This is a genomic window from Pantoea sp. X85 (assembly GCF_029623675.1).
Classification (GTDB): Bacteria; Pseudomonadota; Gammaproteobacteria; order Enterobacterales; family Enterobacteriaceae; genus Pantoea; species Pantoea leporis.
In genome coordinates this window covers 1,036,245-1,059,991 of sequence record NZ_CP121108.1, presented here as the reverse complement: position 1 = coordinate 1,059,991, position 23,747 = coordinate 1,036,245, and the positions used below count along the sequence as shown (strand labels likewise).

The 23,747-nt window shown below is 56.0% G+C and carries 19 protein-coding genes; 7 read left to right on the top strand and 12 right to left on the bottom strand.

The genetic code is table 11. The features are described from left to right. Nucleotides 1-3: 3 nt before the first annotated feature. On the bottom strand, nt 4-453 hold the full coding sequence (gene nrdR, locus P6287_RS04810; RefSeq protein ID WP_008103978.1) for a transcriptional regulator NrdR: 450 nt from the start codon (nt 451-453) through the stop codon (nt 4-6). A 205-nt stretch (nt 454-658) separates the two neighbouring features. On the opposite strand from nrdR, the gene lysM reads away from it, so the two are divergent. Then, on the top strand, nt 659-1,099 hold the full coding sequence (lysM, locus tag P6287_RS04805; RefSeq protein ID WP_101762442.1) for a peptidoglycan-binding protein LysM: 441 nt from the start codon (nt 659-661) through the stop codon (nt 1,097-1,099). A gap of 14 nt (nt 1,100-1,113) precedes the next feature. After that, nucleotides 1,114-1,674: a DUF3251 domain-containing protein gene (locus tag P6287_RS04800; RefSeq protein ID WP_277974590.1), complete on the top strand. Its 561-nt coding sequence runs from the start codon at nt 1,114-1,116 to the stop codon at nt 1,672-1,674. Between the two features lie 58 nt (nt 1,675-1,732). Here P6287_RS04800 and secF read toward each other — a convergent pair whose 3' ends face one another. The 5 genes from secF to queA are packed head-to-tail and all read right to left on the bottom strand — an operon-like array spanning nt 1,733 to nt 7,171. Further along, nucleotides 1,733-2,701, bottom strand: a complete 969-nt coding sequence (gene secF, locus P6287_RS04795) for a protein translocase subunit SecF (RefSeq protein ID WP_101762444.1) — start codon at nt 2,699-2,701, stop codon at nt 1,733-1,735. A gap of 10 nt (nt 2,702-2,711) precedes the next feature. After that, on the bottom strand, nt 2,712-4,559 hold the full coding sequence (secD, locus tag P6287_RS04790) for a protein translocase subunit SecD (RefSeq protein WP_101762445.1): 1,848 nt from the start codon (nt 4,557-4,559) through the stop codon (nt 2,712-2,714). Between the two features lie 25 nt (nt 4,560-4,584). Beyond that, nucleotides 4,585-4,917, bottom strand: a complete 333-nt coding sequence (yajC, locus tag P6287_RS04785) for a preprotein translocase subunit YajC (protein WP_008103990.1) — start codon at nt 4,915-4,917, stop codon at nt 4,585-4,587. Between the two features lie 24 nt (nt 4,918-4,941). Then, the gene (gene tgt, locus P6287_RS04780) at nt 4,942-6,066 is read right to left on the bottom strand and encodes a tRNA guanosine(34) transglycosylase Tgt (RefSeq protein WP_061717469.1); all 1,125 of its coding nucleotides are present in this window, start codon (nt 6,064-6,066) and stop codon (nt 4,942-4,944) included. A 34-nt stretch (nt 6,067-6,100) separates the two neighbouring features. After that, a complete protein-coding gene (queA, locus tag P6287_RS04775) occupies nt 6,101-7,171 on the bottom strand; it encodes a tRNA preQ1(34) S-adenosylmethionine ribosyltransferase-isomerase QueA (RefSeq protein WP_192414012.1) in 1,071 nt (356 codons plus the stop codon). Nucleotides 7,172-7,354: 183 nt separating this feature from the next. Between queA and P6287_RS04770 the strand changes: the two genes are divergently transcribed. From P6287_RS04770 to P6287_RS04760, 3 genes are all read left to right on the top strand, one after another. After that, on the top strand, nt 7,355-7,936 hold the full coding sequence (locus P6287_RS04770) for an ACP phosphodiesterase (RefSeq protein WP_192414010.1): 582 nt from the start codon (nt 7,355-7,357) through the stop codon (nt 7,934-7,936). Nucleotides 7,937-8,028: 92 nt separating this feature from the next. Then, nucleotides 8,029-9,279 carry a mechanosensitive ion channel family protein gene (locus P6287_RS04765; protein ID WP_192236718.1) on the top strand — a complete coding sequence of 417 codons (1,251 nt, stop codon included), beginning with the start codon at nt 8,029-8,031 and terminating at the stop codon, nt 9,277-9,279. A gap of 190 nt (nt 9,280-9,469) precedes the next feature. Continuing rightward, entirely contained in the window at nt 9,470-10,279 is an 810-nt protein-coding gene (locus P6287_RS04760; RefSeq protein ID WP_277974589.1) for an inositol monophosphatase, read from the top strand. Nucleotides 10,280-10,613: 334 nt separating this feature from the next. Here P6287_RS04760 and proY read toward each other — a convergent pair whose 3' ends face one another. The 6 genes from proY to phoB all read right to left on the bottom strand — a co-directional run bounded on the left by proY (nt 10,614) and on the right by phoB (nt 18,633). Then, nucleotides 10,614-11,969 (bottom strand): proline-specific permease ProY, encoded by a 1,356-nt coding sequence (gene proY, locus P6287_RS04755; protein WP_101762450.1) that lies wholly within the window; start codon nt 11,967-11,969, stop codon nt 10,614-10,616. 67 nt (nt 11,970-12,036) lie between these two features. Beyond that, nucleotides 12,037-13,356: a branched-chain amino acid transporter carrier protein BrnQ gene (gene brnQ, locus P6287_RS04750; protein ID WP_101762451.1), complete on the bottom strand. Its 1,320-nt coding sequence runs from the start codon at nt 13,354-13,356 to the stop codon at nt 12,037-12,039. Between the two features lie 402 nt (nt 13,357-13,758). Further along, the gene (locus P6287_RS04745; RefSeq protein WP_277974588.1) at nt 13,759-14,862 is read right to left on the bottom strand and encodes a cobalamin-independent methionine synthase II family protein; all 1,104 of its coding nucleotides are present in this window, start codon (nt 14,860-14,862) and stop codon (nt 13,759-13,761) included. Nucleotides 14,863-15,028: 166 nt separating this feature from the next. Beyond that, nucleotides 15,029-15,955: a phosphate ABC transporter substrate-binding protein PstS family protein gene (locus P6287_RS04740; protein ID WP_277974587.1), complete on the bottom strand. Its 927-nt coding sequence runs from the start codon at nt 15,953-15,955 to the stop codon at nt 15,029-15,031. A gap of 657 nt (nt 15,956-16,612) precedes the next feature. Further along, on the bottom strand, nt 16,613-17,923 hold the full coding sequence (gene phoR, locus P6287_RS04735) for a phosphate regulon sensor histidine kinase PhoR (protein ID WP_137385254.1): 1,311 nt from the start codon (nt 17,921-17,923) through the stop codon (nt 16,613-16,615). A 20-nt stretch (nt 17,924-17,943) separates the two neighbouring features. Beyond that, nucleotides 17,944-18,633 (bottom strand): phosphate response regulator transcription factor PhoB, encoded by a 690-nt coding sequence (phoB, locus tag P6287_RS04730; protein WP_007887040.1) that lies wholly within the window; start codon nt 18,631-18,633, stop codon nt 17,944-17,946. Nucleotides 18,634-18,829: 196 nt separating this feature from the next. Here phoB and sbcD point away from each other — a divergent pair, with 196 nt between their 5' ends. Both sbcD and P6287_RS04720 read left to right on the top strand, forming a co-directional pair. After that, nucleotides 18,830-20,047: an exonuclease subunit SbcD gene (sbcD, locus tag P6287_RS04725; RefSeq protein WP_277974586.1), complete on the top strand. Its 1,218-nt coding sequence runs from the start codon at nt 18,830-18,832 to the stop codon at nt 20,045-20,047. Beyond that, on the top strand, nt 20,044-23,727 hold the full coding sequence (locus P6287_RS04720; protein ID WP_277974585.1) for an AAA family ATPase: 3,684 nt from the start codon (nt 20,044-20,046) through the stop codon (nt 23,725-23,727). The genes sbcD and P6287_RS04720 overlap by 4 nt, the downstream gene beginning before the upstream one ends. Nucleotides 23,728-23,747: the final 20 nt, after the last annotated feature.

Here is a 23,747-nt window from a genome sequence, read left to right as displayed (position 1 = left end):
GGATTAGTCCTGTAGACGGGCGATCTCTTCACCAAAATCGCGAATATCTTCGAAGCTGCGATAGACCGAGGCAAAGCGAATGTAGGCCACTTTATCGAGCTTTTTCAGCTCATCCATCACCAGATTGCCGATCAGTGCGCTTGGCACTTCGCGTTCACCGGTGGCACGCAGCTGAGTTTTAATATGATTGACCGCGCTTTCAACCGCATCGGCGCTGACGGGGCGTTTTTCCAGCGCCTTAATCATGCCGCTGCTGAGCTTGTCTTCATTGAAGGGTTCACGCACATCGTTGCTTTTTACCACGCGCGGCATCACCAACTCTGCCACTTCAAAGGTGGTAAAACGCTCATGACACACCAGACACTGACGACGGCGACGCACCGACGATCCTTCACTAACCAGACGAGAATCAATCACTTTGGTGTCCACAGCGGAGCAGAATGGGCAATGCATGAGGCTTCCTGATGCGAGATAAATAGGCCACACAGTGTAGCGCGATCGCGCCACAAAATGTATGTGTGTGGCACATAATGTGTGAATCCCCGTTTGTGACGTTAAGCCAAATGCAAGACATCACCTACATGACCTCAGGCAAAAAACCACTACGCTTAAAGAGCCGCCAGCAAGGCGGCCAACATCATAAAAATCTGGAGGATGTATGGGTCTGTTTGATTTCGTGAAAGATGCTGGAGAAAAACTGTGGGATGCCGTCAGTGGCGGCGGCGACGATGCCAGCAAGAAATTGCAGGATCACATCAACAAACTCGGTTTGCCCGACAGCGATAAGGTCAAGGTGGATGTCAAAGGCGATACCGTTACTGTGACTGGTGATGGCATCTCTCAGGAGTTGAAAGAGAAGATTCTGGTGGCCGCCGGTAACGTCGCGGGCATCACCAAGGTGGATGACAAGGTCACCGCCAGCGATGCCGCTACGCCCGCGAAATTCTATACCGTGAAAAAAGGCGATACCTTGAGTGCGGTATCGAAAGAGGTCTATGGGAATCCTAATGAATACAACAAGATTTTCGAGGCGAACAAGCCAATGCTGACGCATCCTGATAAGATCTACCCTGGCCAGGTTTTACGAATTCCCGAATAAAGAAAGGACATTGCATGACGATCAGGACGTTTTGGGCTCCGGCAGCACTCTCTTTGCTGGTTCTCAGTGGTTGCAGTTCAACGCCGGTTTCACCGCAGGTCAAAGAGTTGCATCAGGAAGTGAGTCAGCTTAATCAGCAGATGCGCAAGCTGACCAATCAGGCAACGGCGCTGGAGATTCAGGGACAGCTGAACAGCCAATCCACCCAGGGCGCGTGGCTGTTGCCGCAAGCCAATACGCCGGTGGAGTTACAGACGCAGCTAGGTAAATTGCGTTTGTCAATCTCGCAGGTGGCGGGTGAAGCCAGCGGCAGTCGCGCCAATCTGAATATCCGCTCGACCGATGATCAGCCGATTCCGGCACTGCGCGCGACCGTGGTATGGGGCGAAATGGATCCGGCCAGCGGCAAACCGCTTAACGCGGGCAGCCTGAGCCAGACCATCGAGGTTCCTGCACAGTTAATGCCGCGCAGTTCCGTTAGCGTGCCGCTGCGACTCAGCGGGTTAACCCCGGAGCAACTCGGCTACGTGCGCGTGCACGATGTTGAGCCTCCAGCGACGAAAACCACGCCCTGATCGACAGGCATAAAAAAACGGGCTGCCAATGGCAGCCCGTTTACTTTCTGACTCCGCGTTACGGCAGAATCGAAGGCTGATCTGCGCCCTCTTTTTCCACTTTCTGTACCAGCATATGTTCACGCTTCATGCCGAGTTTCAGCGCCAGCGCTGAAGAGACATAAATCGACGAAATAGTACCGATGGTGACACCGATCAGCATGGTCAGTGAGAAGCCTTTCAGCAACGCACCACCAAACACGAACAGGATCATGATCATCGCCAGCGTAGTGATGGAGGTGATCAAGGTACGGCTCAGCGTCTGGGTCAGCGACACGTTAGTGATGTCGTAAGAAGAACCGCGGCGAATCTTGCGGAAGTTCTCACGAATACGGTCGGAGACCACGATCTTATCGTTAAGCGAGTAACCAATGACCGACATCAATGAAGCGACAATCGTCAGGTCGATTTCGACGTGCGCCAGCGACAAAATACCACAGGTGATGATCACATCGTGCGCCAGCGCCAGAACGGTGCCGAGCGCTAAACGCCACTCAAAGCGGAAGCCGATGTAGATCAAAATCGCAATCAGCGCTGACAGCAACGCCATCGCACCGGCCTGCGCCAGATCGCTACCCACGCTTGGGCCAACGAACTCGATGCGTTTCACGGTAGCGTTCTGCTGCGTGGTCTGGCTAATGGAAGCCAGCACTTTATTGCCCAGTTCGGTGCCGGCATTGCCGGTGGCCGGAGGCATACGCACCATCACATCACGGCTGCTACCAAAGTTCTGCACCAGCGGCTCTTCAAAGCCCGCTTTCACCAAACCTTCACGCAGCGCGTCGAGATCCGCCGGTTTTTCCAGGTTAATCTCAATCACCGTTCCGCCGGTAAAGTCGAGGCCCCAGTTGAAGCCTCGCACACCGACAATGACGATAGATGCCACAATCAGCAGACCGGAGATGATGAAAGCCAGCTTATCCCAGCGCATAAAGTCGACGACTTTACGCCCGTGGTTTAGCTGCTCAATACTATATTCCTGTGCCACAACGCACTCCTCAGATAGACAGCTTGTTGATGCGTTTGCCGCCGTACACCAGGTTAACGATGGCACGGGTGCCGACGATAGCGGTAAACATTGAGGTTGCGATACCGATAGCCGTAGTAATCGCAAAGCCTTTGATTGAACCGGTACCGACCGCATAAAGAATGATCACTTTGATAAGCGTAGTGACGTTGGCGTCGACGATACTGGAGAAGGCGCCTTTATAGCCTTCATGAATCGCCTGCTGTACCGAGCGTCCGTTACGCAACTCTTCTTTAATACGTTCGTTAATCAACACGTTAGCATCGACCGCTACCGCCAGCGTCAGCACGATACCGGCAATACCCGGCATGGTGAGCGTCGCGCCTGGCAGCAGTGACATGATGCCGACAATCAGCACCAGGTTACACAGCAGCGCGCTGGTAGCGATAAGACCAAACTTCTTGTAGAACACCACCATGAACAGGATCGAAGCAATCAAACCCCACAGGCAGGCTTCGAGGCCTTGTGTGATGTTCTGCTGACCCATGGTTGGGCCGATAGTACGCTCTTCTACAATCTGGATTGGCGCAATCAACGCACCCGCGCGCAGCAGCAGCGACAGCTGACGTGCTTCGTTTGCATTATTGATACCGGTGATACGGAAGCTGTTACCGAGGCGCGACTGAATGTTCGCCACGTTAATCACTTCTTCCTGTTTCACCAGAATCGACCGGCCGTTGGCATCTTTCTTACCGCTGTCTTTGTACTCCACAAACAGGGTCGCCATCGGCTTACCGATGTTGTCCTTGGTGAAGTTGGACATCATGTTGCCGCCCGCGCCATCCAGTGAAATGTTCACCTGCGGCTGGTTGTACTCATCCATGCTCGACGTGGAATCGGTGATGTGATCACCGGTCAGAATCACACGCTTGTACAGCACCACTGGCTGCCCGTCGCGGGTTTTCTTCACTTCCGAATCGCCGGGCACACGGCCGCTGGCCGCTGCGGTTGGATCCACGCTGGTGTTCACCAGACGGAATTCCAGTGTGGCGGTAGCGCCCAGAATCTCTTTGGCGCGCGCGGTGTCCTGAATACCCGGCAGTTCCACCACGATGCGGTCAGAACCCTGACGCTGCACCAGCGGTTCGGCAACGCCGAGCTGGTTCACACGGTTACGCAGAATGGTGATGTTTTGCTGCACCGCATATTCACGCGCTTCGCTCAGACGCGCATCACTCATCACCGCACGCAGCGCATCGCTGCCCTGGCTTGAGATCACCAGATCACGGTGGCGAGTAGACAAGTAGCTGATTGCCGCATCACGGCTGGCGCCGTCACGGAAACGCACTTCTACGCCATAGTTCGCGATTTTATTAACGGTGGTATACGGAATGCTTTTGTCGCGCAGATCGCTGCGCAGGCTGTCGGCGTTCTGCTCTTGCAGTTTGCCCAGAGCCGTATCCATATCCACTTCCATCAGGAAGTGAACGCCGCCGCGCAGATCAAGACCGAGTTTCATCGGTTCCGCGGACAGCATGCTCAGCCAGCGAGGCGTTGCCGGCGCAAGGTTAAGGGCCACAATGTAGTCTTCGCCCAGCGCGCTGGTGAGTGCATCACGCGCGCGCAGCTGTCCATCCTGCGTTGCAAAGCGGGCCAGAATGGCACCATTTTCCAGAGCGAGGGATTTGCTCTCGATATTGTCTTGTTTTAATACGGTCTGGATCTGATCCAACGTTTGCTCACTGGCGGCGCCACCGCGCGCACCAGTGATCTGAACGGCCGGATCCTCACCATAAAGGTTAGGAAGCGCATAGAGCAGGCCGACGAGAATCACGACGACCAGCATGATGTACTTCCACAAAGGATAACGGTTTAACACGGCAGTTCCCTTCGGGAAGAAAAAATTACAGCGCCTTCAAAGTACCTTTCGGCAGAACGGCGGCCACGAAATCACGTTTAACAACTACTTCAGTGGTGTCGTTCAGGGCAATAGAAACATAGCCAGTTTCTGCCACTTTGGTCACACGGCCAACTAAACCACCGCTGGTCAGCACTTCATCACCTTTAGAGATGGAATCCATCAGTTTCTTGTGATCTTTAGTACGCTTCTGCTGTGGACGCAGAATCATGAAGTAGAAGATCAGACCAAATACCACCAGCATGATCACCAGAGAATACGGACTTCCCTGAGACGGTGCGCCTGCTGCGGCTACGGCGTCAGAAATGAAAAAGCTCATTAAATTTCCCTCATTGATGAATTATCAGACGTTCAGCGGAGGAACCGCCTTCCCCGTCCGTTGGTAGAACTCGCTAACAAAGTGCTCTAATTTACCCTCTTCGATAGCCTTACGTAAACCGGCCATCAAACGCTGGTAATAGCGCAGATTGTGAATCGTATTCAGGCGTGCGCCCAGTATTTCGTTACAGCGATCAAGATGATGCAAGTAGGCGCGGCTATAATTGCGACAGGTGTAACAATCACACTCTGCATCCAGCGTTGCGGTGTCATCTTTATACCGGGCATTACGAATTTTCACCACGCCATCGGTAACAAACAGATGACCATTGCGCGCATTGCGCGTTGGCATAACGCAGTCAAACATATCGATACCGCGGCGAACGCCTTCCACCAGATCTTCTGGCTTGCCGACGCCCATCAAATAACGCGGTTTGTCTTGCGGAATTTGCGGACAGACGTGCTCCAGGATTCGGTGCATGTCCTCTTTAGGTTCACCCACCGCCAGGCCGCCCACAGCGTACCCATCAAAGCCAATCTCTACCAGACCTTTAACCGAGACATCTCGTAAATCTTCGTAAACACCGCCCTGAATAATGCCGAATAATGCATTTTTATTGCCGAGGGAATCGAAGCGATCGCGGCTGCGTTGTGCCCAGCGCAACGACATCTCCATCGAACGTTTGGCGTAATCCCAATCCGCCGGATATGGCGTACATTCGTCGAAGATCATCACCACGTCAGAACCGAGATCGAACTGAATCTCCATCGACTTTTCCGGATCGAGGAAAATCGGATCGCCGTTGATCGGGTTACGGAAGTGCACGCCCGCTTCGGTGATCTTACGGATATCGCCAAGGCTGAACACCTGGAAGCCGCCGGAATCGGTAAGGATCGGTCCTTGCCAGTTCATGAAATCGTGCAGGTCGCCGTGCAGTTTCATGATCTCCTGACCTGGGCGCAGCCACAGGTGGAAGGTGTTGCCGAGCAGGATTTGCGCGCCGGTCTCTTTCACTTCTTCCGGCGTCATGCCTTTCACCGTGCCGTAAGTGCCCACGGGCATAAATGCTGGGGTTTCAACAACGCCACGATCAAAGACCAGACGGCCACGGCGCGCGCGCCCGTCGGTAGTATCTAATTCAAATTTCACATTAACCTCTGATCAGAGAAACAGTCTGATTCAATTATGCGCCGACGCTTTCGTCAGGCGCTTGTGGATTACGGGTGATGTACATCGCATCCCCGTAGCTAAAGAAACGGTACTGCTCTGCCACCGCGCTGTGATAAGCCGCCATGGTGTGCTGATAACCAGCAAAGGCCGAAACCAGCATAATCAGGGTCGATTCCGGCAGATGGAAGTTGGTGATCAGCGCATCGATCACCTGATAGTGATAGCCGGGATAGATGAAAATTTGGGTGTCATCGAAGAAGGGTGCGATCAGCGCGTCCTGGCTGGCCTTCGCGGCGCTCTCCAGCGAACGTACTGAGGTGGTGCCCACGGCGACCACTTTGTTGCCGCGTGCTTTACACGCCAGCACCGCATCCACCACATCCTGCGGCACTTCCGCGTATTCGGCATGCATGATGTGATCCTCGATGGTTTCAACGCGCACCGGCTGGAAAGTCCCGGCACCGACGTGCAGCGTGACAAACGCCATCTCGACGCCTTTAGCTTTCAGCGCTTCCAGCAGCGGCTCGTCAAAGTGCAAACCGGCGGTCGGTGCGGCGACGGCGCCGGGACGCACGCCGTACACGGTCTGGTACAGCTCACGGTCAGCATCTTCATCCGGACGATCAATATACGGCGGCAGCGGCATATGGCCGACGCTGTTGAGAATATCCAGCACCGCGCGATCGTCTTCGAAGGCGATCTCAAACAGTGTGTCATGGCGCGCCACCATCGTGGCTTTGACACTTTCGTCATCGCCCAGCAGCAGCGCTGCGCCCGGCTTGGGCGCTTTGGAGGCGCGCACGTGCGCCAGCACGCGCTTATCGTCCAGCATGCGCTCAACCAGCATCTCGATTTTGCCGCCGCTGGCTTTACGCCCAAAGACGCGCGCCGGAATCACGCGGGTGTTGTTGAACACCAGCAGATCGCCCGGATTGAGCTTATCCATCACGTCTGTAAATACGCCGTGGCTTAACGCGCCGCTTGGACCATCCAGCGACAGCAAGCGGCAACCGCTTCGCTGCGCCTGCGGATAGTGGGCGATTAAGGAATCTGGCAACTCAAAGGTAAAATCGGCTACGCGCATGCTTCACTTCTTCAGGACTTAAAATCAGGCGGCATAGTCTAGCGGAAAAGCGGCAAATTCTGAACAACTGGCTGCGCTTCTGTGATTCTGCGAATACACAAACTAATTCGAGGTGCAGGCAGGCGGCAAACGAGAGCAGCTCACGCACCTGTAACTTGAAGTATGACGTGTATATAATGCGCCATGAACTTTCTCGCTCACCTTCACCTGGCGCAGCTGGCTAACAGCTCTCTGCTGGGCAATCTCATGGCCGATTTCGTGCGCGGCAACGTGCAATCACAATGGCCTGCACCGGTGGTGGATGGCATTGCCATGCATCGTCGCCTCGACGTCCTGACCGATAACCTGCCCGAAGTGCGGATTGCGCGTGCGCTGTTTCGTCCGGAAACGCGCCGCGTGGCCCCCATCACGCTCGACGTGATTTGGGACCACTTCCTCGCGCTACACTGGGATAAATTCCACCCAACGCAGTCGCTGGTGGCATTTACCGCGGCGGCTGAACAAAACATCGTGCCGCAGCTGGCGGGCACGCCGGAAGGTTTCGTCGAGCTGAACGCCGTGATGTGGCGCGAACGCTGGTTTGAGCACTATGCCGAACCAACGCGGCTGGCACGCGTGCTCAACGGCATGGCGCATCGCCGTCCGCGCTTAGCCGCGCTGCGCGACTCCTATCAGGATTTTGTTGATCACTACGAGCAACTTGAGCCGCTGTTCTTCCAGTTTTATCCGCGCTTAATGGCCGCCGCGCGCGCGCAGGAATTGTAATATTAGGTAATTCAAGACCCGTCTGTTGGACGGGAAATTTCCCATCACCTACCCTGCGTGACCTTAATCTTCGTCACACTCAGGGAAATCTCATGCAGCATCTTATTGCCAACCGGCTCGCAGAAGCCGGTCTTAGCTACACGCACATCCTGGCGTTGGGGATAGTGATTGCCATAATCTTTGCCATCTCACTGCTTACTCACGCCATTCTGCACCGCGCTATCTTGCCGCTGCTGCGTCGCTACACCGAGAAAAGTAGCCGTCAGTGGCCAAAAGCGCTGATTAACAGTCGCCTGTTTAGCCGCAGCGTCTGGCTGATGCAAGGTGTGCTATTCAAATTACAGACTGAACTCTTCCTGCACGACAGTGCTCAGATCTATGCAGCGCTGCTGATTTTCGCCCAGCTGTGGATGATGATCTTCGCCCTGCTGATGTTGTTCTCCTTGCTGGATTTACTGCAGCAGCTCAGCGCGAATAGCATGCTAGCGCAGCAATTGCCGCTGCGCGGTATTATCCAGAGCGTGAAATTAATCGCCGCCATTTTAATGGTAATCATGATTATTTCGCTGCTGTTGGGTAAATCGCCTGGCGTATTGATCACCGGACTCGGTGCCATGACCGCGGTGCTGATGCTGGTATTTAAAGATCCAATTCTGGGTCTCGTGGCCGGTATTCAGTTGGCGGCCAATAATATGCTGAAAATGAATGACTGGCTGGAAATGCCGAAATATGGTGCGGACGGTGCGGTCATCGATATTTCTTTAACCACGGTAAAAGTGCGCAACTGGGATAACACCATTGTTACCATTCCCGCTTACGCCTTAATTTCCGACTCCTTTAAAAACTGGCGCGGTATGTCGGAATCCGGTGGGCGTCGCATTAAGCGCAGCATTCATATTGATACCACCAGTATTGGCTTCCTTGATGATGCCATGATGCAGCAGCTGAAAAGTGCGCATCTGCTGGCACCGTATCTGGATAGCAAAAGCGAAGAAGTGGCCGCATGGAATGCGCAACTGGGCTGTGATTTAGATTCGCCACTCAACGGTCGCCGCCTGACGAATATCGGTACCTTCCGCGTCTGGCTGCAGAGCTGGCTGGAGCAGCATCCGCGTATTCATCAAGAGATGACGTTAATGGTGCGGCAGTTAGCACCAGGTGAAAACGGTTTGCCGCTGGAAGTGTATGTGTTCACCAACACCACGGTGTGGAAAGAGTACGAGAATATTCAAGCGGATATCTTTGACCATATTTACGCGGTGCTACCTACTTTCGGTCTGCGCGTCCATCAATCGCCAACCGGTAATGACATGCGTCAAATTGGCGTAAGAACCCGCCATTAAGGCTTCATCCCGTATTACCCGCCAGTAAGAAGAAAAATTTCACTGGCGGGCTTTTCCCCCTCTTGTCACGCGCAGCCATCTGCGGCTTAATGAAGCCTTTCTTAACTTTTGTTAACTTCGTCACACAGCCAATACGCCATTTTTGGCGTCTGTTGTTGCTTCGCCAGCCTGAAAATCATAAGAGGGAAAGATGTCATCAGCTTCGCTTACCGAACTCGACGCACGTTATCATTTCGCCTGTGATGTTGCCAAAACCGCCGCCAGCCGGGCTCTATCCTGGTATCAGCAACGTCATCAATTAGTAGTTGAGCATAAGAAAGATCTGCAGGATGTGGTCAGCGAAGCCGATCGCAACGTTGAGGCATTGGTCAAGCATCTGATCCACGAACGCTTTCCTGACGATGCGGTGTTGGGTGAAGAGAGCGGCGGCAATACTGCTGGCGCACGCTTTATCTGGGTGCTCGATCCGATTGATGGCACCAGCAGCTTTCTTAACGGCTTGCACAACTGGTGCGTATCGCTGGCGATCGTTTGTGAAAACGAAGCGGTGATTGGCGTGGTGTGCGATCCCAATCATCATGAAACCTTTCACGCCTGCCGCGGCAAAGGTGCATGGGTTAATGATAAGCGCATCCAGGCGCACAGCGCGCAGCAGCTTGATCAGGGATTGCTTGGTCTGAGCAGCTCCAACAGCCAACCGATTGAACCGCTGACCACTTTTATCAGCGCATTATTGGCGCAGGGCGGCATGTTTATCCGCAATGGCTCGGGGGCGTTGATGAGCGCATGGGCGGCGGCCGGTCGCTTAATTGGTTACTACGAAGCGCATATGAATCCGTGGGATGGCTTGCCGGGCATTGTGCTGATGCGCGAAGCGGGCGGCATTACCAACGATTATCTGGCTAATCACGGCTTGCAGAACGGCAATCCGGTGTTGCTGGCTAATGCGGTGATTTATCCGCAGCTGAGAGCGCTGCTGCCTGGGCATTTATCGTTATAATTTCCGTAATCGGTTAAGTTCGTTAATTTATGCGAACTTAACCTTCATGCAAAATTACTTAAGCGCGCTGTAAGTAATATTCTATTCCGAAGTGAGAATTTTCTCTTTTTTTCTTAAACATCCCGGCATCAATAAAAATACGATATGCTGCGCAAGTCAAACATCCCTTAGTAATACTTATTTTCTCCTTTTTTGTTGTTCTTTTTCGGCGCCAGGATGCGCCGAGATATTTTTTGGCATTTTATTATTTAGGGATAGCGTGATTATTTTTTTATATTATGTTTAATCGTCATCGATAAAAAAGGTCGCCATCAATGGCGACCTTACAATATCATCAGCTTTTACGCTTTTTCACTAGCGGCCACGCCAGTAATAGCAGCGCAATCCACGCAAAACCAACGTACAGCGACACGCGCGTATCCGGGAAGTAACCAATCAGCCCAATAATGAAGGCCAGGAACAGCACGCCGAACCATGCGGTAGCGCTACCGCCCGGCATGGCAAAATCAAGCTTACCGGCTTGCTCTTTGCCAATCTTGCGGCGGAAGGCGATCTGCGACAGCAGAATCATGATCCACACCCAAACGGTAGCAAAGGTCGCCAGCGAGGCGATCACCAGGAACACTTTCTCTGGCATCAGGTAGTTGAGATACACCGCAATCAGCATCGCCAGCATCATCACCAAAACGGTCACCCACGGAATTCCGCGATTCGAAACCTTCTGGAATACCTTCGGTGCGTGGCCCTGTTGCGCCATGCCGTGCAGCATACGCCCCACGCCAAACACATCGCTGTTAATCGCCGACAGCGACGCCGTCAGCACCACGAAGTTAAGAATTGATGCCGCCGCCGCAATACCCAAATGCTGGAAGGTCAGCACGAACGGACTGCCAGAAGTGCCCACCTGATTCCATGGATAAATCGACATGATGACGAACAGCGTACCAACGTAGAATACCAGAATACGCATCGGTACGGAGTTGATGGCGCGTGGAATCGAGGTCTTCGGATCTTCCGCTTCACCGGCAGTAATCCCGATAATCTCAATGCCGCCGTAGGCAAACATCACCATCTGCAGTGACAGCAGCATGCCGACAATGCCGTGCGCGAAGAAGCCGCCGTTGGTCCACAGATTGTGAATGCCGGTCGGCTGGCCGCCGTTGCCGATGCCCCAGAAAATCATGCCGAAGCCGGCGAGAATCATGATGATGATGGTGGCGACTTTGAAAAAGGAGAACCAGAACTCCACTTCGCCAAAGACTTTCACGCTCATCAGGTTGATGGCGCCGATAATCAGCACCACGCTCAGCACCCAAATCCAGTGCGGCACATCGGGGAACCACACGCCCATGTAGATACCAAAAGCCGTTACGTCGGCAATCGCCACAATCAGGATTTCAAAACAGTAGGTCCAGCCGGTGATGTATCCGGCCAGCGGGCCAAGATAATCCTGCGCATAGCGCGAGAATGAGCTGGCCTGCGGGTTGTTGACCGACATTTCCCCCAACGCACGCATGATGATGTACGCCACCGCACCGCCGATGATGTACGCCAGCAGCACGCTTGGACCCGCCATTTTGATGGCATCTGCCGAGCCGTAAAACAGCCCGGTGCCAATCGCCGATCCCAGCGCCATAAAGCGAATGTGGCGCGTGCTCAGTCCGCGTTTGAGCTTATTGGTTTCTTGCATAACACTCAGTACCTTGAAAATGAAAAACCACGGGCAAGCCCGTGGTTGGAATTAACAGCAATGTCGCTTACTGATGAACCGCGACCTGCTCACGTCCTTTTGCCCGATCAACTACCGCGGCAATCACCAGCATCGCCAGCGATGGCGGCAACCAGGAAAGTCCCTGATCGGCCAGCGGCAAATGCTGACTGAACAGCGGCAACACATCTTTAAAGCTGGTGGTTTTGATGGCATCAACGATACCGAACAGCAGGCTTACCAGCATGGTCGGCGCGATAATACGCGAACTTTTGTTCCAGAACTTCAGCGTGAAGCTCAGCACCACCAGCACGATGCATGGCGGATAAATCGCCGTCAGCACCGGAATCGAAATCTGAATCAGATGGCTCAGACCGAGATTCGACACCACCATCGAGAACAGACCCAGAATAAATACCAGCGTTTTATACGACAGCGGAACATATTGCGCAAAGAATTCTGCACAGGCGCAGGTCAGGCCCACCGCCGTCACCATGCAGGCGACGAAGATCAGTGCCGCAAGGAAGAAGCTGCCCATGCCGCCGAAGGTCTGCTGCACGTAAGCATGCAGAATCTCAGCACCGTTCGCGCTTTGCGCCACCAATGCGCCGCTATCGTTACCGAGTTTGAACAGCGTCAGGTAAATCAGCGTCAAACCGATACCGGCGATGATGCCCGCCAGCATGGTGTAGCGCGTCAGCAGTTTGGCATCTTCAACACCGCGTGAGCGCGCCGCATTGACGATGACGATACCGAACACCAGCGCTCCCAGCGTATCCATGGTCAGATAACCATTAACGAAACCGCTGGAGAAGGCGGCACGCTGATACTCTTCGGTGCCCGGCGAAACGCCACCGGCCGGCCAGATCAGCACGGCAACGCCGAGCACAATCAGCGCCAGAATTTTCAGCGGAGCGAGGAAGTGGCCGACGGTATCCAGCAGTTTGCCCGGATACAGTGAGATGCCAATCACCAGCGCGAAGTAAATCAGGCTGTAAATGAACAGCGGCAGCGTGCCGTCGCCGGTCAGCGGTGCAATACCTACGGCAAAGGAAACGGTGGCGGTACGCGGCGTGGCAAACAGCGGGCCAACAGCCAGGTAACACACGGTCGCCAGCAGCAAGCCTGCGGCTTTACCAATCGGCGAGCTCAGCGCATCAATGCCACCGCCCACACGCGCCAGCGCGATGACGGTGATCACCGGTAAGCCAACAGCCGTAATCAGGAAGCCGAAAGCCGCAATCCAAACGTGTTCGCCAGACTGAATCCCCACCATCGGTGGGAAGATGATATTTCCTGCGCCAACGAACAGGGCAAACGTCATGAAGCCCAGCGCCAGGATATCCTTGGAGGTTAAACGATGTGTCATAAACTTCTGTACTGCCTGTAGCTGATGTTGCGGTGGAAGTTGAGTTCGTGTTGTCCTCTGGATGCGCTAAAACAAGGGCTTATCAGGCAAGACCAGCGTGTTATGCGGGACTAATCGTTAAAGCGCAGGTGATTTAATCTACTTTTCTTCTGTTCGCAGAGGGATAAATCGACAACGGCGCAAATTAGAACGTTTATAGCGAAGAAAGGCAATACAGGATCGAAAAACCAGAAGGATATAACAAGATAGTGGAAGAAAGCAGTGAATCACGGTGGAATAGCGGCAAAACACCTCAGATGATTTGCTAAATGTTTCCTCGATGCGAGAGATCTCTTTGCATAAATCAGCCTACAGATGCACAAAAGGCGCGATTTACGCGCCTGTTTGGCTAACTTTACAGCATTACCAGACTGTTCTTGCTATATCGACCACCAGACGAATCTTCTGCCACTGCTGCTCTTCGCTCAGGCTGTTGCCCTCTTCGGTTGAGGCAAAGCCACACTGCGGGCTGAGGCAGATTTGATCAAGACTCACGAACTGTGCTGCTTCCTGCAAACGCGCTTTCACCTGCTGCGCATCCTCCAGCTCGCCGGTTTTGGTGGTGATCAAACCCAGCACCACTTGCTGATGACCCGGCTTGAGGAAGCGCAGCGGCTCGAAACCACCTGAACGTTCGTTGTCATACTCAAGGTAGAAAGCATCGATATTTACGCCGCCAAACAGCACTTCGGCGACCGGCTCATAGCCACCTTCGGAAATCCAGGTTGAGCGGAAGTTGCCGCGACACACATGCAGCCCAACGGTCAGATCCTCTGGCTTACCTTCCAGTGCAGTATTCAGCACTTCAGCATAAATGCGCGCCAGTTCCTGTGGATCTTCACCACGCTCGCGGATCTGCTGCTGCTGTTCGGTTGAGCACAGATAAGCCCACACCGTGTCATCCAGCTGCAGATAACGGCAGCCAGCCGCATAAAACGCTTTGATGGCGTCTTTGTAGGTCTGCGCCAGATCGGCGAAGTACTCTTTCAGATCGGGATACACCGTGGCATCGATCACCTTACGGCCACCGCGGAAGTGCAGCACGCTTGGGCTGGGAATGGTCATCTTGGCAACCGCATCGCCCGCCACGCTTTGCAGGAAGCGGAAGTGATCCAGCATCGGGTGTTGAGGATTAAAAGCCACTTTACCAGTGACTTTCACGCCGTGCGCTTTGGTCTGCACGCCGTTGAACTGAATGCCTTGCTCCGCTTCGAACAGCTCGACGCCGTGCAAATCGCCAAAGAAATCGAAGTGCCACCAAGCGCGACGGAATTCACCATCGGTAACGATCTGCAGGCCATTGGCACGCTGCTGCTCCACAACATGGCGGATTTCGCGATCTTCAACCTGACGCAGCTGCTCAGCATTGATTTCGCCATTGGCAAACTGCACACGCGCCTGCTTGATGGCTGCGGGACGCAGAAAACTGCCGACGGTATCGGCGCGGAACGGGTTATGACGTGGCATTTTATCTCCTGGCTGAGCGCATAGTTGCGTCAGGGTATAATTTCGCTGGGTTATTTCAGCCATCTGGACGGCTATATGTCCACAAATAATGCCACGCTGTCACCCTTTCGGCAACGGAAGAAAATTCAGCTTACATGAAACTATTTCATGTTCAGATGCACGTTCTTCAATTTCCCTCAATTGCCGCTCGCGCTTGCGCCATCTGGCTATCTGACAACGGCAGATAACCCGCTTCGCTCACCCGACGCTGACCTTGTGGCGATAACACCTGATGCAGAAAGGCATTCACCAGCGGCGGCAGCGGTTTGCCGGGTGCTTTGTTGACGTAGATATAAAGCGGGCGCGACCACGGATAGCGGCCGTTGCGAATCGATTCGGCATCCGGCATCACGCTGTCGCCGTTCGCCGTGACCACCGGTAGCATTTTCACGCCGCTGAGATGAAAGCCAAAACTGGCATAACCGATGCTGTTGGGCGTGGCGGCAACGGCTTGCACCACCGCCGCAGAGCCGGGGAATTCAGCGACATCAGCACGGAAATCACCTTTGCACAGCGCCTGCTGCTTAAAGAAGCCCCACGTTCCCGACGCCGAGTTGCGGCCATAGCGCTGGATGCTGCGCGTGGCCCACTGGCCTTCGTTCAGGCCAAGATCGCCCCAGCGCTGCGGCACTTGCTGCCCGCCGCACAGACGCGTGATGGAGAACAGCGCATCGAGTTGTTGCGGCGCGATGCGCGACAGCGGATTGTCCTGATTAACCACTACCACCAGCGCATCCATCGCCACCGGCACCGCCAGCGGCGGATAGCCGTAGCGCGCGGTAAAAAGTTGACGTTCGTCGATCTGCATCGGCCGGCTCATCGCGCCCAGCTGGGCAGCACCTGCCGCCAGCGCCGTCGGCGCAGTAGAAGATCCCGCCGCCTGCACCTGAACGTTGACGCCCGGCGACTGGCGGCTGAAATCCTCGCCCCATAATGTCATCAGATAACCCAGCGTATCCGATCCAACGCTGCTCAGATTGCCGGTTAGCATGGTTTGTTGGCCGTGTGCCAAAGCAGAGCAAAGCAGCAAGAGGGAGATCAACAGCGATTTCATTGGCGATTCCGCAATTCAGTAAGACGCCTATTCTGGAGCGGTGCGATTTATCACGCAATACATTGCGTATGGGTTGTTAATGAGGCGGGAATTGGTCTCCATGAATGGCGTAATGCTTGTCAGTTAAACCAACGACGAGTGCGCAGGCCGGTGTCACTTTTGGTCCGGCGGTCCTCGCGCCGCTTACGCGGTACCTTCACTTCGCTCGTCTGCCTGACGGACCGGCGGAGACGGGACTTCCTTGTCCCGGCTCCGCCTTTCGCCCGCGTCCTGCGGGCTCTCCTGGCTTCCTCGCTTCGTTCAGCGCTGCGGATTGCCAGGCCAAAAGTGCCCCCGGCCTGCTCATAAGCTTCAGTGCGTGTTGTTGAAAAGGACTCATTCGCTTCAGGCGCTGGCGCGTCTGCTGCGGCAAAAGGGCCATTCGCAGCGCTGAGGCTTTTACGTTGGGCCAGGAGCCTCGCGCATGGATGCGCGAGGCAGTTCGGGGTCGGCCAGGGAAGGCCGATCCGCGAACGGTCCGTCGGCACAACGTGGAAGCCGAAGGTACCGCGCTAGCGGCGCGAGGACGGCCCGTGACGCAGCAGATGTGTCAGCGCCCGCACCAAAAAGGCTTTATTAACTGATAAGTATGGCGCCATGAATAGCGATCCTACGACCTTAATTAACCCGCTCTTGCATCACGTTAGCCACAATCAAGCGTGGCGGCAGCAGGAAGCTGAAACAGGTTTCCTGATGCGGCACGCTGGTGATCTCCAGCCGCGCGTTGTGATGTCCCAACGCATGCTTCACGATCGCCAGCCCCAATCCGCTGCCGCCGGTGGCGCGCGAACGCGCTTTATCCACGCGATAGAAACGCTCGGTGAGGCGCGGCAGATGCTGCTCGCTAATGCCCGGCCCGTCATCGCACACCTTAAACTGCGCGCCTTGTTTAGTGCGCAGCCAACTGATGTCGATGCGCGTGCCATCGGGCGTGTGATTCACCGCGTTGTAGACCAGATTGGAAATGGCGCTACGTAGCTGCTCATCATTGCCGAACACTTTCAGATGCGGATCGGTATGGAAATGGATGGTGTGACGTCCCTGACTCAGCGTTTCCGCTTCACGCTGCAACAGCATCAGCATGCCCGGCACATCCACCGTCTCTTTGAGATCGATGGCCGGCGCCGCTTCGATACGCGACAAGGTCAACAACTGCTTCACCAGGCTGTCCATGCGGCGCGTCTGCTCTTGCATGGTATGCAACGCCTTGCTGCGCGTGCGCTCGTTCATCACCGAGTCGTCCATCATTTCCAGATAACCCTGCAATACCGTTAACGGCGTGCGCAGTTCATGACTGACGTTAGCAAAAAAGTTGCGTCGCGCGCCTTCCAACTGGTGCATCTGGGTGACATCACGCGCCACCATCAGCCACTGACCTTCGCTGTAAGGCATCACGCGGAATTCCATATGATGCTGATTATTGAGGATCTGCGTCAGCGGCATGTCGAACTTGCGCTGACGGATATAGCGGGAAAATTCAGGATAACGCAGCAAATTGAGGATGTTCTGACCGTTATCTTCCGGCCAGCGCAAGCCAAGGTGCTGCTGCGCCAGGCCGTTGCACCAGAAAATAGTGCCCTCTTCGGTGGTCAGCACCACCGCATCCGGCAGCGATTCTGCCCCGCTGCGGAAACGTTTGATCAGATTGCCCAGCTCGCGGCGACGCCGCCGGTTGCGCAATTGCATCTGGTACAGGCCATAAAACAGCGGTTCCCAGCTGCCGCGTCCGGTGGGCGGCGTCATTGAACGATCGACCCACAGCCAGTGCGACAGACGCATCAGATTTCTGAAGTGCCAGAACATCACGCCGGTCACCGCAATCAGCAGCAGCCACGGCAGATATCCGAACAACAGACCCAACACCAGCGCAGGTAAACAGACCAGCGCCAGCTCGGTCAATAATCTCTTCCAGGAGAGTCGTTCCAGCACGGTAAACACTCCGTTTACGTTTAGTAGCGGGCAGAGAAACGATACCCTGTTCCACGCACGGTTTGAACCATGCGATCGTGTCCGGTCAATTCCAGCGCTTTACGTAAACGGCGAATATGCACATCGACGGTGCGATCTTCGACATACACATTGGTGCCCCAAACATGGTTCAGCAGCTGTTCGCGGCTGTACACGCGTTCCGGGTGGGTCATAAAGAAGTGCAGCAGTTTGTACTCGGTCGGCCCCATCTCCAGCGGCGTGGTTTCCGACATCACACGATGTGAGGAAGGATCAAGGCTCAGGCCCTGCATCTCAATCACCTCTTCCACCGCCATCGGCGAAATACGGCGCATCACCGCTTTGATCCGTGCCATCAGCTCTTTCGGTGAGAATGGCTTGGTGATGTAATCATCCGCGCCCACTTCCAGACCGCGCACGCGATCTTCCTCTTCACCGCGCGCCGTCAGCATCATCACCGGAATGTCGCGCGTCATGGCTTCACGCTTCAAATGCTTAATAAACTGAATCCCGCTGCCGCCGGGCAACATCCAGTCCAGCAGAATCAAATCAGGCCAGGGTTCGATCAGCTTACCAATCGCGCTGTCATAGTCTTCCGCCTCAATAGGCTGGTAATCATTCTGTTCCAGCACGAAACATAACATTTCACGGATGGGAGCTTCGTCTTCCACAACCAAAATGCGCTTAGCCATTGTAACTCCTGCTAGTGTGACACCGTGTCACTGGGATTTGCGGCGCCATTATGCGTCAGTTTTGTGACACTTTTATGAAAACACCGCCCTAAGATAGATAGATAAAAAACAGAAATGTCACAATAAAATTCTGTTTTTTTCTTTGTGATCTTAAGTGGTTATAATTCGCCTTCGCTAAACAGAGCACGGAGCAATCATGCGCATCATTCACACCGCTGACTGGCATCTCGGTCAGTTCTTTTACAGCAAAAGTCGCGCGCGGGAACATCAGGCGTTTCTCGACTGGCTGCTGGATCAGATTGTGCAGCATCAGGTGGATGCGCTGATTATCGCCGGCGACCTGTTTGATACCGGTTCGCCGCCGAGCTACGCGCGTGAAATGTTTAACCGTTTTGTGGTGGCGCTGCAGCCAAGCGGCTGTCAATTGGTGGTGCTGGCGGGCAATCACGACTCGGTGGCGACGCTGAATGAATCGCGCGAGCTGCTGGCCTGCCTGAATACGCAGGTGATCACCAGCGCCACGCCGCAGGGCGAACAGCAGGTGTTAACCCTGAAGCAGCGCGATGGCGCGCCGGGCGCGCTGCTGTGCGCCATTCCTTATCTGCGTCCGCGCGACATTCTGCGTAGCCAGGCTGGCCAATCCGGCCGCGAGAAGCAGATCTCGCTGCTGGAGGCGATCGAGCAGCATTATCAGCACTGCTTTGCTGCCGCGCAGGCGCAGCGCGATGCGCAGGACGTTACGCTGCCGATCATCGCCACCGGCCATCTCACCACCGTTGGCGTGACTAAAAGCGATTCGGTGCGCGACATCTATATCGGCACGCTGGATGCCTTCCCGGCGCAGGCGTTTCCGCCCGCCGATTACATCGCGCTCGGTCACATCCATCGCGCCCAGCGCATCGCCAACAGCGAGCACATTCGTTACAGCGGCTCGCCGATTCCGCTCAGTTTTGATGAGCTTGGCCGCGAGAAAAGCGTCTTCCTGCTGGAATTCAGCACCACGCTCGATACCGTTACGCCGCTAACCATCCCGCACTTCCAGCCGATGCAGATGCTGAAAGGCTCGATGGCGGAGATTGAACATCAGCTGGCGCAGTTCAGCGCGAGCGCCAGCGAACAGCCAGTCTGGCTGGATATTGAGATCACCACGCAGGAATATCTCAGCGATCTGCAACGTCGCATTGAAGCGCTCACCGAAAATCTGCCGGTCGAAGTGCTGCTGGTGCGCCGCAGCCGCGAACAGCGGCAGCGCAGCCTCGAACGGCTGGAGAACGAAACCCTGAGCGAACTAAAAGTGGAAGACGTGTTTGCGCGCCGACTGGCGCAGGAAGAACAGTTGGATGCCGGGCAGGCCGAGCAGTTAACGCAGCTGTTCCGCACCCAGCTTGCCGCGCTGGAGAATCCATCCGCATGAAAATTTTGACGCTACGTTTTAAGAACCTCAATGCGCTGCGCGGCGAATGGTTTATCGATTTCCGGCGTGAGCCCTTTGCCAGCAACGGCTTGTTTGCCATTACCGGCGCCACCGGGGCGGGCAAAACCACCTTACTCGATGCGATTTGCCTGGCGCTCTATCATCAGACGCCGCGCCTCGGCACGCTGTCGCAAACCCAGAACGAGCTGATCACCCGCGACACCGCCGAGTGTCTGGCGGAAGTGGAGTTTGAGATCAAAGGCGAAGCCTGGCGCGCCTTCTGGAGCCAGAACCGCGCGCGCGGCCAAGCCGACGGTAAGCTGCAGGCACCGCGCGTCGAGCTGGCGCGTGTGGCCGATAATCAGATCATCGCCGATAAAGTTGGCGACAAGCTGAAAGCGATTGAGACCCTGTCGGGGCTCGATTTCGCGCGCTTTACCCGCTCGATGATGCTGTCGCAAGGCCAGTTTGCCGCCTTCCTGAATGCCAAACCCGGCGAACGCGCCGAGCTGCTGGAAGAGCTGACCGGCACCGAAATCTACGGACAAATCTCGGTTCAGATCTACGAGCGCTGGCGCACCGCGCGCAGCGACCTGGATACGCTGCGCGCCCGCGCCGGTGGCATGTCGCTGCTCGATGAAGCGCGCCGGGCAGAATTGACGCAGCAGCTGGCAGAACTTGGTGCGCAGGAGAAAATTCTCAGCGAACAGCTGACGCTGGCGCAGCATCAGCAGCAATGGCTGGTGCAGCAGCAACAGCTAACGCAAGAGCAGCAGCAGGCCGAACAGACGCTGCTTGCCGCGCAACAGGCCTGGCAGCAGGCGGATGGCGATCGTCAGCGCCTGGCGCGCGCCGAACCGGCAGAAAAACTGCGCGAGAAGTTGCAGCAGCGCGAACAGTTGCAGGGCGATCTGCGCGCGCTGGAACAGCAATCGCAGCAGCTGCAAGCGCAACGGCAGCAAGCCAAAACCGCGCTGCAACAGGGCGAAAACCATTATCAGGCCGCGCAGCAGGCGCGCGAACAGGCGTTACAGCAACAGCAGCAGCTTGAAACGCTGCTCACCGAGCAGGTTATCCCGCTCGATCAACGCATCACCACCCTCGCGCAGCAGCTGGATGAACAGCAGCGATTGCATCTGCAGCAGCAACAGGCGCTGCAATCCAGCCAAACCGCACTCAGCCAGCAACAGCAGGTAAGTGAACGTTTACAACAACAGCTGGCGCAGCAGCAGGACTTCCGTGCCCGCGAAGCCGCTGTCGCCCATTGGGGCGCGGAATTAACGCGCTGGCAGGCGGAGATTGCTCGACTGGATGAGCGCGAGCAGACGCTGACGCAGCTCATCGCACAGCACCAACAGCAGCGCAGCCAGCTGGAGCAGCATCAACAGGCGCAGGCTCAACGTGAACAGGCGGCGCAACCGTTGCAGCAAGCCGAAGCGCAGGCCGCGCAGCAACGTCTGCAAGCGGAGCAAGCACTGACTTCACTTGAAGTGGAGATCGGCAGCGCACAACTGCGCGACGCCCTGACGCAGCATCAAACCCAACGCCCTGCGCGCCAGCAGCTTAACCTGCTCGCCGCGCAGTGGCGCGCGCTGCAACCGCAGCGGTTGCAGCGTCAGCAGAAACTGGCGCAGCTCCAGCAGCAGCATCAGGACGCGGAACAGACGTTGCAAGCGCTGCGCGAGGAGTACAAACGGGAACATCAGGCGCTGCTCGATGTGCGCAAAATCTGCGAGCTGGAGCGCACCATCGCCCAGCTGGCCGACGAGCGCGCCAAACTGCAGCCGGATCAGCCCTGCCCGCTGTGCGGCTCGTGCCAGCATCCGGCGATTGCGCAATATCAGCAGCTTGAGCCCGGTGCCAATCAGCAGCGTTTAACCGCGCTGGAAACGCGCGTGGCGCAGCTAAAAGAGTCCGGCACCGCCAAAGGCGAGCAGCAGAAACTGTCGCTGCAACAGCAGCAGGCGTTGCAGCAGGAGATCAGCGATTACGATCAGCAACTGGCGACGGTGAACACCCAATGGCAAGCGCTGAGCGGTGAGCTGGCACTTACCTGCACGCTGGAGCAGCAGGACGATTTTGCGCAATGGCAACAGCAGCAGGATGCGCAGGAACAGCTGCAGCAACAGCAGCTGCAGACGCGGGAAAACGCCGCGCGTGCGCTGCAGCAGGCGAAGGATGCGCATCTGCAACAGCAGCAGCTGTGGCAGCAGCATCAGAATCAGCAGCAGCTGGCGCAGCAGCAGATCGCCAGCACGCAGCAGACGCTGGATGAAATCAGCCAGCGCGAGGCCAGCGAACGCAGCGCCATGCAGCAACTGGCGCAGCAGCTGGAACAGCAGCTGACGCAGCATCAGCTCGTCCTGCCAGATGTCGCTGAGCGGGAAAGCTGGCTGCGCACCCTACAACAACGCTGGATCGCATGGCAGGAAAATGAACGTTTACACGGCGAGTTGCAGCCACAGCTGGCGAAAGCCGAAAGCGAGCGCAGCAGCCTGCAGCAGAATCTGGCGCGTGAACAGCAGCGGCTGGATGAGCTGCAGCAGACGCTCAGCGCTTTGCAGCAGCAGCGCCAGCAGCAGCAACAACAGCGTCAACAGCTGTTTGGCGATCGTCAGGTGGCAGAAGCCCGGCAGCAGCAGCATGTTGCGCTGCAACAGTGTGAACAGGCGCTGGCGCAGCAGCTTCAGCAGTGGCAACAGGCGCAAAGCTTGCTGCACGGCCTGAATGGCCAGTGCGAGCAGATCGCGGCGCAGCAAAACACCTTACGTGAGCGCGCTGCCGCCGCAGAAAGCGCCTTCCTCGCCGCGCTGCAGCAGAGTGATTTTGCGGATGAAAGCGCGCTACGTGCCGCTCTGCTGGAGGAGCGCGAGGTGCAGCAGCTGCGCCAGCAGTTGCAGACGCTCGATCAACAGCGCCAGCAGCAGCTCACCCTCAGCGAACAGCTTATGCAGCGCTGGACGGCGCATCAGCAGCAGCGGCCTTTGGAACTTAGCGACGAGATCGCCGCCACGATTCAGCAGCAGCTGGAACAGCTGCGCGTGACGTTACGTGACAATGCCCGTCAACAGGGCGAAGCGCAGCAGCAGTTACACAGCGATGCACAACAGCGTTTGCAGCAGCAATCGTTGCTGACGCAAATCGCCACCGATGAAGTGGAACTGGCGCAGCTGGGGCGTCTGAACGATCTGGTGGGTTCGGCCAAAGGCGATAAATTCCGCCGCTTCGCACAAGGTCTGACGCTCGACCATCTGGTGTGGCTGGCGAACCGTCAGCTCGATCGCCTGCACGGTCGCTATCTGCTGCAGCGCCGCATCAGTGAAGAACTAGAGCTGGAAGTGGTTGATACCTGGCAAGCTGACGCCACGCGCGATACGCGCACGCTATCGGGCGGCGAGAGTTTTCTCGTCAGCCTGGCGCTGGCGTTAGCGCTGTCCGATTTGGTGAGTCATAAAACGCGCATCGAATCGCTGTTCCTCGACGAAGGCTTCGGCACGCTGGATGCCGAGACGCTGGATACCGCGCTGGATGCGCTCGATGCCCTCAACGCCAGCGGCAAAACCATCGGCGTGATCAGCCATGTCGAAGCGATGAAAGAGCGTATTCCGGTGCAGATCCGTGTCCGCAAGATGAATGGCCTGGGTTACAGCAAGCTGGAGCTGCCGGGCGATCTCGCTTAAAAACGCACAATTGGTAGCGG